We start from the raw sequence: 14991 nt of genomic DNA on the forward strand, positions 1-14991 counted from the left end.
GATCATGTATGTTGCCTCCGACCCGAGGTCGAAACTGGCCAAGGCCGAGAGCGCGGAAAAACCGGATGCGGCCCCGGTCGCCGCCGCCGGCTATTTCATGTTCGACGACAGCAAGCCCTCAGACGAAAACGGCGGCGTCCGGACATGGTATGCGCAGGCGCAGAACTTTGTCGCGACCTATGCCGACCAGCCCGCCGGCAGCCGGATCGTCCGCGAGCGTCAGGAGGACGAATATGTCGTCGTCCTGCCTGAGAAGGAAACGCGGGTCGTCGTTTCCTGGAACGGCGTCAAGACGCCGGTGGAGGGTTATTCGGTGGTCGTGGTGCCGGGCGGGCCGAGCACGATTGCGTTCGAGGCCGGCGGGCCGGCGATCTGCTTCTTCACCCGAAAGGCCGCCGATATCGTCGCGCGCTGCGAGGCCCTGCTTCCAGCGCATGAGCCGGATCGCAACGTACCGCCACTCGAGCCCTGGCCCGATCCTGTCGGCGGCTTCAAGGTGCGGGCCTATTCGCTGGACGTGCCTCAGGAGGAGGGCCGCTTCGGGCGCATCTTCCGCTCCACCAATTTCATGATCAATTTCGTCTATCCGCGGCAGGGGCCGCGCGATCGCACCCAGCTCTCGCCGCACAAGCATGGCGATTTCCAGCAATGCTCGCTGTGCCTTGCCGGCACCTATGTCCACCACCTGCGCTGGCCGTGGGAAACGGATGCCAATCTGTGGCGCGACGACGACCATGTGACCATCGGCGCCCCGTCGATCGCCATCATTCCGGCGGGCGCCCTGCACACGTCGGAAGCGGTTGGCGAGGGAACCAACCAGCTTGTGGACGTCTTCTGCCCGCCCCGCCGGGATTTTTCCAGACAGACCGGCTGGGTGCTCAACGCCGATGATTATCCCGCCCCCGCCAATGAGACCTGAGGAGACACTGAATGGCTGAATTCGAAGCGCCGCCGCGACCGGAATACAATGCGCGGGTGGAAAAGCTGCTCGCGGGATCGGTCGATCTGCATTGCCACAGCGGCCCCGCCGCGATGCCGCGCATTCTCGACCATCACGAGCAACTGATGGAGGCCGGCGAGGCCAGGTTCAAGGCCGTGGTCACCAAGGATCACTATTATCTCGGCACCTCGCACGCTATCATTCTGGAAAAGCTGTTTCCGGAAACGGGGGTGCGTTTCTTCTCGGGCATCGCGCTCAACAATGCCTCGGGCGGCATCAATCCGCATGCGGTCGATCATGCCGTGCGGCTCGGCGGCAAGATCGTGTGGATGCCGACGCTCTCGGCGGCCAACCACATCAACAAGGTCTCGACCGAAGCCAAGGGCTTTCCCAAAGTCGCAGGCGCCCCCGATCCGATCCCGCTTACGGTGCTGGATGCCAACGGCAAGCTGACGGATGAGACCAGGCATGTGCTCGATATCATCGCCGCCGGCGACATCATCTTGGCGGGCGGGCACCTTGGCGTCGACGAACAGTTCATCATGTTCGAGGAGGCCAAGGCGCGCGGCGTGCGCAAGATGCTCGTCAATCACCCGACCTATCTGATCGGCTGCAACGAGACCCATATCCGCCAGCTTGCCGGCATGGGGGTGACGATGGAGCATTCCATCACCCAGTTCATTCCCGGCCGCGGCCAGAAGAGCCCGCCACAGGCCGTCATTCCGCTGATCGAGGCGGCGGGCGTGGCGAACACGGTGTTCGGCTCAGACCTCGGCCTCAAGGGCGCCGCGCGCCCGGTGGACGGCTTCCGCATCATGATCGCCGAGCTGCTTGATGCCGGTTACTCCGAGGAGGATATCCAGACCATGTGCGGCCGCAATGCCGCGAAGTTGCTGAATCTCGATTGAGACGGCAGGGCGAAAGCTGGGATGGCTTTGCCAACAAGCCGGGCGGCTGTCCCAATGTCAGCCGCCCATGTTCAAACAGCCAGTTACTCAGCGTCCCGGCGCAAGCCCCACCAGTTTCGCGGCGTTTTTTGCCAGCATCATCTTCATGTCATCCTCGTCAACGCCGTGCTGCAGGCATAACCTGATAAGCGCGCGCAGGCCTTCGACGGGCTTGAGGTTGCGTGTGTGACCGAGGCCCGAACTGAAGATGACGCGTTCGGGGCTTGCCGCCGCGATAACCGATGTCAGGACGCCGTGCGCGTGGCGGCGATCCGGCCCGTTGATGTAGGCGGCGGCGGTCAGTTCGATGAATGCGCCATTCCGTCCCAGTTCCTCGATATCGGCAAGCGTCGCGCCGGCATAGTGCTGCGGCTGATTGACGAGCAGGCGTCTGACACCCGCCGCCCGCGCCGCCTGAAACAGCGGCAGGGTTTCGCTGACATGCAGATGGCCGGAGGCAAGCACCGCATCATATTCGGCGATGATTTCGAGTATTTCGCGTGTCGCTTCGGTGATCGCGCCTTTGGCGTCGAGCACGCTCAGCGCCTCGCGGGGACGCATGGCGGGTACGTCGTCGTTACTGCGATAGGCCATGCGCAGGTGATTGGCGGCCGAGATCGTCGGCATCCAGATGATGCGTCCGCCGAGCATCAGTTCGTGTTCGACCGCATAGGGGTTGAGCCCCCCGACATAGTTGTTGAGTGTCACGCCAGACAGCAGTTTCAGCGGCAGGTCGGCGTAGACCGTCTTTTCGAGAATCGCGGCGACCGGCGTGGTGGGGTAGAAATCGTCGCGAAACGCCACGGCAGTCATGCCGGCGGCGGCGGCTTCCTCGGCGGCGTAGTCATGGGTGAAATGCCGCGGCTCCAGTGAAGGGCCGGTGCGGCAGTCGAGGTCGATTGCGCCGGTCAGGAGATGGTCGATATCGTCAATGGTCTTGGTCATAACGGATCATCCGGCGGGTCGATGCCGATCAGGCGGCAGGCATTGGTCGAGGTCATGGCCCGAATTTCCTGGACCGTGAAACCGAGCTCAAGGCAGAGTTCGATGACCGCGCGAAAGCCCGGAACCGGTTTCGGGTTGAAGGTCTGGCCGAGATCGGAACCGATGATGGTGTGATCGAGGCCGGCGGCATCGACATAGCCGCGCAGCGCCTCGAACGGGAACTTGCGCGATGGCCCCTCGATCAGCATGCAGGCGCAGTGTTCAAGATAGACGCCGAGCGCTGCGAGCTCCTTCAGGTCCTCGACCTTGGCCTCGATCCAGTAGGTCGGGTGGCTGACCAGCATGCGCGTGACGCCGCGCGCGCGGGCCTCGGTGAACAGAGGAAACATCTCGCTGACATGCAGATGCCCACCGCACAGAACAGCGTCGTGCTCGGCGATGATATCGAGAATATCCTTGACCTCCGGTTTCAGCCGGCCCCGTTCGTCCAGCACCGAAAGGCGGGTCGGTTCGCGAAGCCCGAGGCGGCCATGCAGGTCGTAGCGGAAGGCGGTCGTGAGGTGGTTATGCGCACACAGGGTCGGCATCCAGACCAGTCGCGCGCCGAGCATCAGCCCGTGTTCGACCGCAAACGGGTTCAGCCCGCCGAGCTGGTTGTTGAGCGGCACGCCGGAGAGCAGTGTGAGGTTGGCATTGCCCTCCCGGAAACGCTGGAGCACCTGCATCACGGGTGTGTTGGAATAGAAATGATCCTTGAACAGCACGGCGTGAAGCCCCGCTGCCTCCGCATCCCGGATCTCCTCCATATGGTCAAGCTTGCGCTCCATGATCGAGGGTCCGCTGTGGCAGTGCAGGTCGACGGCCCCGCGCAGCAGGCCGTCCACGATTTCAGCGCGCGATCCGGTCGCGTATTTCTGGTCGCCCATTTCAATCCTCCCAGGCTTGCCGACAGGGAAACAGAGGGCATGGGCGACGACACCGCCAATTAAATCGCGTTTCACAATATGAAATCCCGGGAACGAGCAAGACCGCATCGCCGAAGACTTGGCTAGCCTTTCTGAAGATTTCGGGAGGATAACCAGAATGAATACACTCCACCCTCTTGCCAACGACCCCACAGCCATGGCCGAGCGCCACGATGTCCTGGTCGAGCGGTTGTCGGATGCCGACCCATCCGCGCTGGTGATGGTTCTCGTGCAGCTCACCGGTGACATGTCGCTGCTCGATCACTACGGGCCGATGCTCTCCAAGCCGGGCGCATTCGAGCACAGCATTCCCGCTGGCGACATGCAGGCGCTGCTCGACCGGCTTGCCGATGTCCTGCTCGATCCGCTCCATGTGGAGCCTGACATCACGTCGGACCAACTGCACCGGATGATGACCATGTTCTGCCGCGAGGAGGTCTCGGCGCGCTATCTGCCGATGCTGTTCGAGGATCTCGGCTTCAAGCCGACGCCGGCGCATTTCGAGAATGCCAGTCCCAAGGCCAGGGCCCGCGCCGAAAAGTTCAACGTTCTGGTGATCGGGGCGGGTGCGTCAGGCATCAATGCCGGCATCAAGCTGAACGAGGCCGGCATCCCCTACGAGATTATCGAGCGCAATGAGGATGTCGGCGGCGTCTGGCACGAAAACACCTATCCCGATTGCGGGGTCGACAGCGCCAACCACCTCTATTGCTATTCCTTCGCGCTCAATCACAACTGGTCGCGCTATTATGTTCGGCAGGAGGAACTGAAATCCTATCTTCGCGACTGCGCAACGCGCTATGGCGTTCTGGAACATGTCCGCTTCCGACAGGAAGTACTCTCGCTCAGATATGACACGACGGACAAGCTCTGGCATGCTGTGATCCGCATGCCCGATGGCGGCGAGCGCACCGCGAGCACCCATGCCGTCATCAGTTCCGTCGGGCAATTGAACCAGCCGATGATCCCCGAGATCAAGGGGCTCAAGACATTTCAGGGCGAGCAGATGCACACCGCGCGCTGGAATCACGACTATGATTTCACGGGCAAGAACGTCGCCATGGTCGGCACCGGCGCAAGCGGCATGCAGGCCGGCCCCGCAACGGCCAGGATCGCGAAGCATCTGACGATCTATCAGCGCGCGGCCCCCTGGGTCATTCCGCGGCACAATTATCACAACCTCGTCACCGAAAACGTCAAATGGGTGCTCGCCAACGTGCCCCATTATGCCGCCTGGTACCGGTTCCTGCTGTTCTGGGCCTATGGCGACGGCATCCACGATGCGCTGGTGCGCGATCCGGCGTGGAGGGGCCGCAAGGATGCAATCTCTCAGCGCTCCGCGGATATCCGCAAGGAATGGACGAAATATATCGACGAGGTGATGGCCGACCGGCCGGATCTGCGCGCCAAGGTGCTGCCGGATTACGCCCCCTTCGGCAAGCGGTCGCTGCGCGACAATGGCTGGTTCGAGACCTTGAAGCGCGACAATGTCGCGCTCAACAATGACGGCATCGACCATATCAAGGCCGACGCAATCGTCGACAAGGCGGGCAGGCGCACGCCGGTGGACGCGATCATCTGGGCGACCGGGTTCCATGCCAGCCGGATGATCTATCCGATGGAGGTTGTCGGCGCGCACGGAAAATCTCTGCGCGAACTCTGGGGCGATGACGATCCGCGCGCCTATCTCGGCATCTGCGTGCCGGATTTCCCGAATTTCTTCATGACCTACGGGCCCAATACCAATCTCGCCCATGGCGGCAGCATCATCTTTCAGGCCGAGTGCCAGGTGCACTACATCGTCGAGTGCCTGGAAATGCTGCTGGAGCGCGGCGATGCGGCGATGGAATGCACGAAGGCGGCACACGACGCCTATAACGAGAAACTGGACGCGATCCTGAGCCGGATGGTCTGGACCAATGAGGGGGTCACCAACTGGTATCAGAACAAGCGCGGTCGCGTGACCACCAATTCCCCCTGGAAGCTTGTGGAGTACTGGGAACTGACGCGCAAACCCGACCCGGAAGCCTTCAGATTTATTGGCGAGGACGCCTGACATGCAGCAACAACTCGACAAGTCCTATATGCTCATAGGCACCTGGAAACTGGTGAACATCGAAAACCGCGATGCCGACGGCAATCTCCTGCGCTCCTCCTACGGCCCTAAAAAGATGGGGCTTATCAGCTTCAATGACGATCATCGCATGATGGTCGTGATCCAGGACGGCCGCGAGCACCGTCCGTCCAAAAGGCCGCGCGAATATTCGTCCTATGCCGGAACCTACCGTTTCGATGGCGAGACGCTGGTGACGCGCGTCGATTGCTCGACCGTGCCCGACCGGATGGACACCGACCAGGTGCGCCCGGCGCGCTTCGAGGGCATGCGGCTGGTGCTGACCGCGCCGCCCGCCACATTCGACGGCGTTGTTAACTATCGTAATCTCACCTGGGAGAAGATACACTAGCCCGATGGCGGAAAGATCGGAATGCTCCGCCATCGATGCACGCGCATTCTCAGGGCAATGGATCGCCGCACCGCGTTGGAGGACGCGTGGCGATCGGCATCCGGTTCCCGCGAGCGGGTGCGGCTGAGAATGCGAGCGGGGTTCAAGGGAGGAAAACATGAACTCTTATCTGCCGGTCAATTCCGTTCTTCGTTCGCTTGAGGTTCTGAAGATCCTCAATCGCCAGCGGGTTTCGTCCGTCGATCATATCCACCGGGTATCTGGTCTGCCGAAACCGACCGTGGTGCGGCTTCTGGAGACGCTGATCGAGGCGGGCTATGTTTCGAAACGGGAAAGCGACAAGGGCTATCGCGTCACCTCGCAGGTGGCAGCGCTGAGCTGCGGTTTTCACGGCGCGCCGCTGGCGGTGGAGGCGGGGCGCCCCTGGGCCCAGGAGTTGACCCGCGTGCACAAATGGCCGGTCGCGATCGCCGTGCCCAACGGCAATGCCGTCATGGTCTGCGACACAACCTGCGGAGAAAGTCCGATGGCGCCCTATCACGCGCTGATCTACAAACGCATGGGGCTGGTGACGACCGCGCTCGGCCGTGCCTATCTCGCCTTCTGCCCACCGGAGGAGCGCCGGCTGACGATGCAGTTGCTGAAGAATTCCGAGCATCCCGACAGCGAGATCATGGAACTTTCCGACATGGTCGATCATGTGATCCGCGTGACCCAGAAGATGCGGTTTGCCGAACGCATCGGCGTCAAGGCCTCGGAGCCCTCATCCAGCGTTGCCGTGCCGATCTACGGGCATGACGAGGGCAAGATTCTCGCCACGATCGGGATGACCTATTACACAAGGGCGGTGTGTCGCGAGGATGTGCTGAAGCGCTACGTGCCGCAGCTGAAGGCCGCCTCCGCTGCGATCACAGAGAGCATCAAGCGCATGAGCAACGCGCTTGATGCCGAAAGGCCGGAATGGTCGGCGGATGTCCCCCCGCGAAACGGCGACAGGGAAGCCGTCGCGGCGCACGCCTGATCCGTATCGGAGTGCGGCGCGAAGAGCGCTGCAGTTTCATGGCGTGAAATGTCTGGCCCGGCGGCTGGCGCGCCTTTCTCCTTGCTCTACTGTTCTCTTTCAAGCCCGCATCCGGCGCGCCCCGGGAAGCCTTAATGCGCTTCCAGTTCTCAAAAGCGCAACGATGGTCACGAAGCAAAAAGAACGGGCGATTGCATTCGGAGGAACAGGTCCGTTTGTCGCGGGCCGCAGGAGGAGAAAAAATGTTTCAGAAGCTTTCGATCATCGCCGGCCTGGCCTTGCTGCCGGTTTCGGCCGCCGCGGCTGATGAGATCACGCTGCCGAGCACGATTGCCGTCACCGCGGCCGATGTCGGCGGAACGTCCTATAACCAGGCGATCGCCATCGGCAAGGCGCTGCAGGACGCTTACGGCGTTTCGCTGCGCGTTGTCGGCACCGGCAACCCGCAGGCCAAGGTGGCGCCGGTGCGCGAGGGCCGCATGCCGTTCTCGATCGCTGGCAGCGATGTGTTCTTCGCGTTTGAGGGGGTGGATGACTATGCCTCGCCGGATTGGGGGCCGCAGGATCTGCGCGCCGTCAGCCTCGTCGGCGGCGACAACTGCCTGACCTATATCGTGGCGGGCGATGCCGGCATCGAAACCATGGCGGATTTCAAGGGCAAGCGCATCCCCTGGGTCGTCGGCTCCAGCCCGCTTCAGGCCAATGCCAAGGCGATGCTGGCCTTTGGCGGGCTGACGATCGACGATGTCGTTCTTGTCGAAATGCCGAGCTATGGCGCGGCGATCGACGCCATGATCAACGGCCAGGTGGATGGCGTGACCACGGTCAGCACTGGCGGGCTTGTCGAAAAGGCGGTGGCCGGTCCGCGCGGCGTGAAATATGTTGCCTATCCGCATGATGATGCTGAGGGCTGGGAGCGGATGCGCGCGGTCAATCCGCATTTCGCCAAGCGGGTCGCAACCCAGGCCGCAGGCGGCCTGAAGGAGCCGCTGGAATGCATTGGCGTACCCTATCCCGACGTCATCACCTATTCCGAGGATGACGACCTCGTCTACAATTTCACGCGGGCGCTGATCGAGCAGGTCGATGTCTATTCCGAGGCCGATCCGAGCACGGCCGGCTTTGCCGCCGACAAGCAGATGTTTGAGTGGACCGTTCCCTATCACGAGGCTTCTATCAAGGCCTACAGGGAGGCGGGCGCCTGGACCGATGAACTCGACGCTCACAACGACGCGCTTCTGGCACGCGCCGCCGTGCTGGCCGATGCGTGGGCGCAGACCGAGGGCATGCGCGACGATCCCGACTTCCAGCAGAAGTGGATGAAGATCCGCGCGGAAACCCTTCAGGCGGCGGGTATGCCGGCCTATTTCGAGTAGACGAAAGCGTGACATGTCCGACATTTCAGTCAACAAGGATATTTCCGGCGGGGACGCAGTCTCCGCCAGAAACCTCGGCGGCGTCGCGCGCTGGATAGCCCGGCTGGCAACGGTTGCGTTGATCGTGCTGTCGATCAATCAGGCCTTCAACATCAGTTCGCGGATGGGATACACGCTGATCGAGCAGCAATATCTCTACACCGTGCTGTTCCTGACCATACCCGTCGCCTTCCTGCTGTTTCCGATGCGCGCCAGCCAGGCAAGGCGAGGGCCGACGATCATCGACTGGGTTCTCGCCGGCCTCTCTGCCGCCTGCTTCGTGTTCTTCATCTACTACGCCTATTCGATCATCCGCTATGGCTGGGAGATGATGCCCCCGCTGAACACGGTGGTGGTCGGCGCGGTGCTGTGGGTGCTGGTCATCGAGGCGGCGCGGCGGGCCGGCGGCATGGTGCTCGCCGTCATCGTGCTGTTCTTCTCCGCCTATCCGCTGTTCGCCGACAAGCTGCCCGGGCCGATCTCGGCCTTTGCCTCGCCGTTCGAATATGTCGCGGCCTATCACGCCATGTCGCTTGAAAGCATGATGGGGATACCGCTTCGCGCCTTTGCCAATCTTGTCTTCGGCTTCATCCTGTTCGGCGTGGCGCTGGAACATACCGGGGCAGGGCGGTTCTTCATCAATCTCGCCTTCGCCCTGCTTGGCCACGTGCGCGGCGGCCCGGCCAAGGTGGCGATCATGTCGAGCGGGCTGATGGGCTCGCTCTCGGGCAGCGTCGTGACCAATGTGCTGACCACCGGCGTCATGACGATCCCGGCGATGAAGCGCTCGGGCATGAAGGGCGTCACGGCGGCCGCGATCGAAACCTGCGCCTCCACCGGCGGCGTGCTGATGCCGCCGGTCATGGGCGCCGCCGCCTTCGTGATGGCGAGCTTCCTGCAGGTGTCCTATTCGACGATCGCGCTTGCCGCGGCTATACCGGCGCTGCTCTATTTCTTCGGCCTGTTCGTGCAGATCGATGCGCGCGCCGCCCGTGATGGTCTCAAAGGCTTGCCTGAGGCTGATCTGCCCGATCTGAAGCAAACGCTGAAGGAAGGCTGGCACCACAGCTTCGCGATCATTCTGCTGGTCTTCATGCTGCTGGTCATGCGCCAGGAATCGCTCGCGCCCTATTATGCGACAGCGATCCTGCTGATCATCAACCAGATCGTCTCGAAGGACGGGCGCTGGGGGAAAAAAGAGGTGCTGGCCTTCATTGATGGCAGTGCGCATCTGTTCTCTAACCTCGCGGCGATCCTTGCCGGCGTTGGCATGATCGTCGGCGGGCTGTCGATGACAGGACTTGCCGGCACGCTGGTGAACGACCTGCTGTTCATCGCCGGCGGCAACCCTTATGTGCTGCTGATCATGGGCGCGGTCACCAGCCTTGTGCTCGGCGTCGGCATGCCGTCCACGGCCTGCTACATCTTCCTCGCCATCATGCTGGCGCCGGCGCTGATCCAGGCCGGGCTGGAGCCGATCGCGGTGCATCTGTTCATCTTCTACTGGGGCATGCTGAGCTACATCACCCCGCCGCTTGCGCTTGGCGCTTTCGCGGCCGCTTCGGTCGCCAAGACGCCGCCTATGCAGACCGGTTACGAATCGATGAAGATCGGCTCGGTGATCTATTTCATCCCGTTCTTCTTCGTGCTCGATCCGGGTCTGGTTCTGGTCGGCCACTGGCAGAATATCGTGTTCTCGAGCGCGCTTGCCGTATTCGGCGTCTACATCTTCGCCGGCGCGATCCAGGGTTATCTGGCGGGGATCGGACCGCTGTTTACACGCAATCCGGCGGGCCTATTGCTGCGGTTGCCGGTGCTGGTGGGCGCGGTGCTGATCGCCCTGCCGGGCGAGGCGATCCCGGGGATCAGCGATATTGAACTGCTCATTGCCGGTCTCGTCCTGATCGCCCCGATCCTCACCGCTGCCTTCATCGCAAATCGCAGGACGGCTGTCGCCGCGGCCTGATGGCGGGGGAACGAGGCTTGATCGGATAACTCCTGCCGGCCGTAAATCCCGGATTGGACTTTAGCTTCGGCGGCGCTGAACCCTGTCGCCTTCAGAAGGACTGATCCGACAGCGATCTGTCCGGCTGTCCATCCCGAACATTGTGGAAGAGAATGCGACGCGGTAAGAGCTTCGGACGGGAAACATGCGCGCCGCAGCAGGCGTGCCATGGGAGGGGCCGATGCCGAAGACAATAACGAAGCTTGAAGACCTTCTCGAAACCCTTTCAGCCTTGCCCGCCGGCGCCCGCCGGCTGGTGGCGATCGCCGGGGCGCCCGGTAGCGGCAAGTCCACGCTCGCGGACGAAGTTGTCGATCGTCTCAACCGGCGGAAGCCGGGCTCGGCCGCCGTCATTCCGATGGACGGGTTTCATCTCGATGATGGGTTGCTGGAGGCGCGCGGGGCGCTGTCGCGCAAGGGCGCGCCCCATACGTTCGATGTCGGCGGTCTCGCGGTGATGCTGCGTCGCCTCAGCGAAAATACGGAAGACGAAGTCATCGTTCCGTTGTTCGACAGGACGCTTGAAATCTCGCGGGCGGGCGCGCGCGTCGTTCCTGCTTCGATACCGCTGCTGGTGGTCGAGGGCAATTATCTGTTGCTGGATGAGTCCGGCTGGCGCGATCTTCGCGCCATTTTCGATCTGACCATCAGTCTGGATGTGCCGTTCGAGGTTCTGGAGGGCCGGCTGCTGCAGCGCTGGACGGATATGGGGTTTGCGCCGGAAGCGGCGCATGCCAAGGCCTATGAAAACGACCTTCCCAATGCGAAGACCGTCATTGACCGCAGCCGCCCGGCGGACATCATCTTCCGGCCGGTCGGCTGACAGTCAGTCGCGCCTTAGCTTGTGCCGCCGAGCAGCTTGGCGTTGCCGCCGGCCGCAGTGGTGTCGACGCAGACATGGCGTTCCTTCAGCGCGTGGCCGGCATCGGGCGCGCCCGTCACCAGCGGCAGGATCGGGCCCTTGCGGTTGGCGAGCGCCTTGCGCAGCGCCCGTGCGGTCTCCTCGTCGCCCCACCAGAGAACGGCTGAAACGCCTTCCAGATCGGCAAGGTTTTCCGGCGCGATCGAACCGGTTGCAACGGCGGGCCGCCCGCCCTGCGCGCCGACCATGATCGCCTGCTTTCTGGCGGCCTCCTTGCCCGGGCCGAGGCAAAGCAGCGGCGCGCGGGGCAGCGCTGTGAGCACGTTCGATTCGCCCGTCGGTCCCGGCAGCGTGTCACGGAACACGCGACCCGTCTCGGTGGCCGCGCGCGCAATTTCGTCCCTGAGCGCCGAAGCCGACATTTCCTTGTCCCAGGCTTCCCCGGCGCTCTCGGCCGCATGCTTGCGGAAACGGTCGAGATAGCGCGGGCCGCCCGCCTTCGGGCCGGTGCCGGACAGGCCTTCGCCGCCGAAGGGCTGGCTGCCGACAATCGCACCGATCTGGTTGCGGTTGATATAGATATTGCCGGCCTGGATGCGGTCGGAGACGTGCTGCACGCGGTCGTCGATGCGGGTCTGGAGGCCGAAGGTGAGCCCGTAGCCGGAGCCGTTGATGGCATCGATCACCGCGTCGATCTCGTCCGCCTCGAAGGTCGCGACATGCAGGACCGGGCCGAAGATTTCGCGCTCCATATCCGCAATGCCGCCGATTCTGATCAGGGTCGGGGCGATGAAATGGCCGGTATCCGGCGTCGTCGTCGTCTTGAGGATGCGTCCCTCGTCCTCGGCGACGGCGAGATATTCGGCAATACCCGCCTTGGCCTCGGCATCGATGACCGGACCGACATCGGTGGAAATCTGCCACGGCCTTCCGATACGCAGCGTATCCATCGCGCCGGTCAGCATGCGCAGGAAGTGCTCGGCAATGTCCTTCTGGACATAGAGGCAGCGCAGCGCCGAGCAGCGCTGGCCGGCCGACTGGAACGCCGACTGGACGATCGCCGCGACCGCCTGTTCTGGCAGCGCGGTGCTGTCGACGATCATCGCGTTGAGACCGCCGGTCTCCGCGATGAACGGCGCGCCGGGCGCGAGGTTCTCGGCCATGGCGCGGTGGATGATCTGTGCCGTCTCCGTCGATCCGGTAAAGGCGACGCCGCCGATGGCCGGGTTGGAGGTCAGCGCCTTGCCGACATCGCCGGCGCCGGGCAGGAGCTGCAGCGCGGTTTCGGGCACGCCAGCCTCATGGAGAAGCTGGCAGGCGCGCCAAGCGATCAGCGGCGTCTGCTCGGCGGGCTTGGCAAGCACGGCGTTGCCGGCGGCAAGGGCGGCCGCGATCTGGCCGGTGAATATCGCCAGCGGAAAGTTCCACGGGCTGATGCAGGCAAACACGCCGATCGGCGGCGCGCCCTCGGCCTGAGCGGCATAGTAACGCAGGAAATCGACGGCCTCACGCAGTTCGGCAACCGCGTCCGGCAGCGTCTTGCCGGCCTCGCGGGCGACGAGCGCGAAAATCTCGCCGAAATTCTGCTCGTAGAGATCGGCGGCCTTTTCCAGCACCTTGCGGCGGGTCGCGGCATCGGCCTCCCAGGGGCGGGCAGCGGCGCAGGCGGCGTCAACCGTTTCAACTGAGGCCCAGCTCACCGTTCCGACGACGTCGTGCTGGCGCGCCGGATTGCTTATCTCCGCGGTTTCGCCGGCGGGGGCCTCTGCGGCAATAATCGGTCCGGCCTTCCAGCGATGGCTTTCAAACCGGCCGCGGGCCTCATCGATCATCGCCAGCGTCGGGCGGTGGGCAAGGTCGAAGCCGGTGGAGTTCTGACGCTCCGGCGCAAAAAGGGTCGTGCCGGTGCGAAGCTTCGTCGGCTTGACCTTGTCGAACGGATCGGCGGCCACCGTTTCCGGCGGCACGTCCTCATCCACGATCTGGTTGACGAAGGAGGAGTTGGCGCCGTTTTCCAGCAGGCGGCGGACGAGATAGGCCAGAAGGTCGCGATGCGCGCCGACCGGGGCGTAGATCCGGCAATGGGTGTTGTGGCGCTCCTTCAGGATCGAGTGCAGCGCCTCGCCCATGCCGTGGAGGCGCTGGAACTCCCAGGCCTGGCTGTCGCCGGCCATATCCAGGATCGCCGCGCAGCTATGGGCGTTGTGGGTGGCGAACTGCGGATAGATCCGGTCGGTCATGCCCAAGAGCTTGCGGGCATTGGCGATATAGGAAATGTCGGTGGCGGGCTTGGCGGTGAACACCGGGAAGCTGTCGATGCCCTCGACCTGCGCAAGCTTGATCTCGGTGTCCCAATAGGCGCCCTTGACGAGCCGCACCATGATCTTGCGGTCGAGCCGCGTCGCAAGGTCGTAAAGCCAGTCGATGGTTGGCCCGGCGCGCTTGCCATAGGCCTGCACCACCACGCCGAACCCGTCCCAGCCGGCAAGCGACGGTTCAGACAGCACGGCCTCGATCACGTCCAGCGACAGGCTGAGCCGGTTGGCCTCCTCGGCGTCGACATTGAGCCCGATGCCGGCGGAGCGGGCGAGCTGGGCAAGCGTGCGCAGACGCGGCACGACATGGTCCATCACCGTGTCGTGCTGGGCTTCTTCGTAGCGCGGATGAAGCGCTGAAAGCTTGACCGATATGCCGGGGTTGTTGCGGATATCGTCGGCGGTCGCGGCCTCGGAGATCGCGCCGATCGCCCGGGAATAGGCGAGGTGATAGCGTCTGGCGTCACCCTCGGTGCGGGCGGCCTCGCCCAGCATGTCGTAGCTGTAGGTGTAGCCCTTCGCCTCCATGTTGGAGGCGCGCTTGAGGGCGGATGCGATCGTCTCGCCGAGCACGAATTGCGAGCCCATCTCGCGCATCGCGCGACCGACGGCGGTGCGGATCACCGGTTCGCCGAGGCGCTTGACCGCGCCGCGCAGCGTACTCACCACGCCCTTGTTGTCTTCCTTGAGAACCCGGCCGGTCAGCATCAGCGCCCAGGTTGAGGCATTGACGAGCGGCGAGGTGGAATGGCCCATATGCCGGCCCCAGTCCGACGGCGCGATCTTGTCTTCAATCAGCGCGTCGATGGTTTCGGCATCCGGCACCCGAAGCAGCGCCTCGGCGAGACACATCAGCGCGATGCCCTCATCGGTGGAGAGGCCGTATTCGGCGAGAAACACCTCCATCATGCCCGGCTTGGCATGATTGCGGATGGCGCGCACCAGATCGGCCGCGTTTTCCGAAATGCGGGCGCGATCCTCGGCGGAGAGCCGGGCCTCATCGGTGAGCCGCTCGATCAGCTGCGATTCGTCGGCATAGGTGCCCGCGTCGATAGCGTTGCGCAGGTCTGCCTCAGTGTTTTCTGTCATGACAATTCCCTCTGGATTACCC

The 14991-nt window shown here is 63.5% G+C and carries 11 protein-coding genes; 8 read left to right on the forward strand and 3 right to left on the reverse strand.

The features are described from left to right. Window positions 1-4: 4 nt before the first annotated feature. Window positions 5-919: a hypothetical protein gene (locus V6767_RS15375; RefSeq protein WP_448474286.1), complete on the forward strand. Its 915-nt coding sequence runs from the start codon at window positions 5-7 to the stop codon at window positions 917-919. An 11-nt stretch (window positions 920-930) separates the two neighbouring features. Further along, window positions 931-1848 (forward strand): DUF6282 family protein, encoded by a 918-nt coding sequence (locus tag V6767_RS15380; RefSeq protein WP_448474287.1) that lies wholly within the window; start codon window positions 931-933, stop codon window positions 1846-1848. Window positions 1849-1935: 87 nt separating this feature from the next. Here the strand turns inward: V6767_RS15380 and V6767_RS15385 are convergent, their stop codons facing one another. Next, entirely contained in the window at window positions 1936-2832 is an 897-nt protein-coding gene (locus V6767_RS15385) for a DUF6282 family protein (RefSeq protein ID WP_448474288.1), read from the reverse strand. After that, complete coding sequence (locus V6767_RS15390; RefSeq protein WP_448474289.1) at window positions 2829-3758, reverse strand: DUF6282 family protein; 930 nt, start codon at window positions 3756-3758, stop codon at window positions 2829-2831. The genes V6767_RS15385 and V6767_RS15390 overlap by 4 nt, the downstream gene beginning before the upstream one ends. A 157-nt stretch (window positions 3759-3915) precedes the next feature. Between V6767_RS15390 and V6767_RS15395 the strand changes: the two genes are divergently transcribed. The 6 genes from V6767_RS15395 to V6767_RS15420 all read left to right on the forward strand — a co-directional run bounded on the left by V6767_RS15395 (window position 3916) and on the right by V6767_RS15420 (window position 11526). Beyond that, window positions 3916-5853, forward strand: coding sequence for a flavin-containing monooxygenase (locus V6767_RS15395; protein ID WP_448474290.1), 1938 nt, complete (start codon window positions 3916-3918; stop codon window positions 5851-5853). Window position 5854: 1 nt separating this feature from the next. Then, entirely contained in the window at window positions 5855-6262 is a 408-nt protein-coding gene (locus V6767_RS15400) for a lipocalin-like domain-containing protein (RefSeq protein WP_448474291.1), read from the forward strand. Between the two features lie 157 nt (window positions 6263-6419). Further along, window positions 6420-7283, forward strand: coding sequence for a helix-turn-helix domain-containing protein (locus V6767_RS15405; RefSeq protein WP_448474292.1), 864 nt, complete (start codon window positions 6420-6422; stop codon window positions 7281-7283). A gap of 242 nt (window positions 7284-7525) precedes the next feature. After that, entirely contained in the window at window positions 7526-8659 is a 1134-nt protein-coding gene (locus tag V6767_RS15410; protein WP_448474293.1) for a TAXI family TRAP transporter solute-binding subunit, read from the forward strand. A gap of 13 nt (window positions 8660-8672) precedes the next feature. Then, a complete protein-coding gene (locus tag V6767_RS15415) occupies window positions 8673-10664 on the forward strand; it encodes a TRAP transporter permease (protein ID WP_448474294.1) in 1992 nt (663 codons plus the stop codon). A 220-nt stretch (window positions 10665-10884) separates the two neighbouring features. Next, on the forward strand, window positions 10885-11526 hold the full coding sequence (locus tag V6767_RS15420; protein ID WP_448474295.1) for a nucleoside triphosphate hydrolase: 642 nt from the start codon (window positions 10885-10887) through the stop codon (window positions 11524-11526). A gap of 14 nt (window positions 11527-11540) precedes the next feature. On the opposite strand, the gene putA is transcribed toward V6767_RS15420, so the two are convergent. Beyond that, complete coding sequence (putA, locus tag V6767_RS15425) at window positions 11541-14969, reverse strand: bifunctional proline dehydrogenase/L-glutamate gamma-semialdehyde dehydrogenase PutA (RefSeq protein ID WP_448474296.1); 3429 nt, start codon at window positions 14967-14969, stop codon at window positions 11541-11543. Window positions 14970-14991 lie beyond the last annotated feature (22 nt).

This window comes from Martelella sp. FLE1502 (assembly GCF_053484255.1).

Coding starts and splice junctions, on each gene's coding strand:
- V6767_RS15375 (WP_448474286.1), top strand. CDS start 5: ATGTATGTTGCCTCCGACCCGAGGTCGAAACTGGCCAAGGCCGAGAGC.
- V6767_RS15380 (WP_448474287.1), top strand. CDS start 931: ATGGCTGAATTCGAAGCGCCGCCGCGACCGGAATACAATGCGCGGGTG.
- V6767_RS15385 (WP_448474288.1), bottom strand. CDS start 2,832: ATGACCAAGACCATTGACGATATCGACCATCTCCTGACCGGCGCAATC.
- V6767_RS15390 (WP_448474289.1), bottom strand. CDS start 3,758: ATGGGCGACCAGAAATACGCGACCGGATCGCGCGCTGAAATCGTGGAC.
- V6767_RS15395 (WP_448474290.1), top strand. CDS start 3,916: ATGAATACACTCCACCCTCTTGCCAACGACCCCACAGCCATGGCCGAG.
- V6767_RS15400 (WP_448474291.1), top strand. CDS start 5,855: ATGCAGCAACAACTCGACAAGTCCTATATGCTCATAGGCACCTGGAAA.
- V6767_RS15405 (WP_448474292.1), top strand. CDS start 6,420: ATGAACTCTTATCTGCCGGTCAATTCCGTTCTTCGTTCGCTTGAGGTT.
- V6767_RS15410 (WP_448474293.1), top strand. CDS start 7,526: ATGTTTCAGAAGCTTTCGATCATCGCCGGCCTGGCCTTGCTGCCGGTT.
- V6767_RS15415 (WP_448474294.1), top strand. CDS start 8,673: ATGTCCGACATTTCAGTCAACAAGGATATTTCCGGCGGGGACGCAGTC.
- V6767_RS15420 (WP_448474295.1), top strand. CDS start 10,885: ATGCCGAAGACAATAACGAAGCTTGAAGACCTTCTCGAAACCCTTTCA.
- putA (WP_448474296.1), bottom strand. CDS start 14,969: ATGACAGAAAACACTGAGGCAGACCTGCGCAACGCTATCGACGCGGGC.